Below are 891 nucleotides of genomic sequence, written 5' to 3'. Positions count from 1 at the left end.
CGTTGGAGCAAGAGCGCCGTCAGATAGAGTCCGATCCCGTGGATGGCGGATAGTCTGAACGGCGCTCGGGTAAGCGGTTTGCCCGATCGGCCCAGCTGAAGCAGCAAGGTTGCGGCCTTTCGATACTCTTCCGCCAATTCATGTATCTGCTGCGGGGAGGCGAGCTCTCCCGGATATTTGCCCTCTGTCATCGCTCTTCACGCAATGTGGAATGTTACCGTTTGCCACAACGCGGCACGGGTCATCGAAGTATTTCCGACATAACGCTATTCGAATATTGTACGTTGAGGAAAGCCGAATCCAAGAAACCTGCGATGGGACCCGTAGGCGTCATTCCAGTTCCTCTACAACGAGCGTCGGCTTCAGGTCGCCGAAAAGGTCGACCAGAATTTCCCGCAATGTGCTACGGGGCACGAATGCAGCGCCCGGCACTTCATGATGATTCTTGCGGATCGGACGGACCCCGTTCTTGTTAGGGGTCACACGCCGCGAGTTTGGAAGGTGGTTCAGCGCCGCTAGCGGCTGACCGGGAGGGCCCCCAAACCAGAAGAACGGCCCCATGCCAAGATCGGGCTCCAGTCGGATCCAGATGGCGCATCCACTTGGTTTCTCAGCCAAAGCACGGGACAGTGAAACGGAGCCGGGCTTCTTCTGCGTTCCAGTTTTGAACTGGATGTGCCGAACGACCTTTCCCCTTGCCATAACCAGGTCGTACCCGTGGGCGTCGAATTCCGACCGGAGCACTTCAACGTCGTAAACGCCGAGCCGCCAAAGCTCGCGGAGAGCGTCCCCAACAAATACGTGCTCGACGATCCGCTCCCGCAAGGTCGAGTAGAGGTAGTTTGACGCGACCGTCCTCATATCCGGTCCACATCGAGGCCGGCGTCGACC

The 891-nt window shown here is 58.4% G+C and carries 1 protein-coding gene and 1 pseudogene; both read right to left on the bottom strand.

The genetic code is table 11. The features are described from left to right. Positions 1 to 191, bottom strand: a pseudogene (locus tag EN780_RS39930) (hypothetical protein); the annotation flags it as partial. A 139-nt stretch (positions 192 to 330) separates the two neighbouring features. Continuing rightward, the gene (locus EN780_RS35540) at positions 331 to 861 is read right to left on the bottom strand and encodes a hypothetical protein (RefSeq protein ID WP_127391176.1); all 531 of its coding nucleotides are present in this window, start codon (positions 859 to 861) and stop codon (positions 331 to 333) included. Between the last annotated feature and the right edge of the window lie 30 nt (positions 862 to 891).

It is taken from the genome of Mesorhizobium sp. M4B.F.Ca.ET.089.01.1.1, from assembly GCF_004022605.1.
In the GTDB taxonomy this organism is placed as follows: domain Bacteria; phylum Pseudomonadota; class Alphaproteobacteria; order Rhizobiales; family Rhizobiaceae; genus Mesorhizobium; species Mesorhizobium abyssinicae.
Note: the sequence above shows the minus strand (reverse complement) of the source record. Positions and strands in the feature narration are given on the sequence as shown.

Excerpts from the sequence above, each read along its gene's own strand:
- EN780_RS35540 (WP_127391176.1), bottom strand. The coding sequence starts at position 861 with ATGAGGACGGTCGCGTCAAACTACCTCTACTCGACCTTGCGGGAGCGG.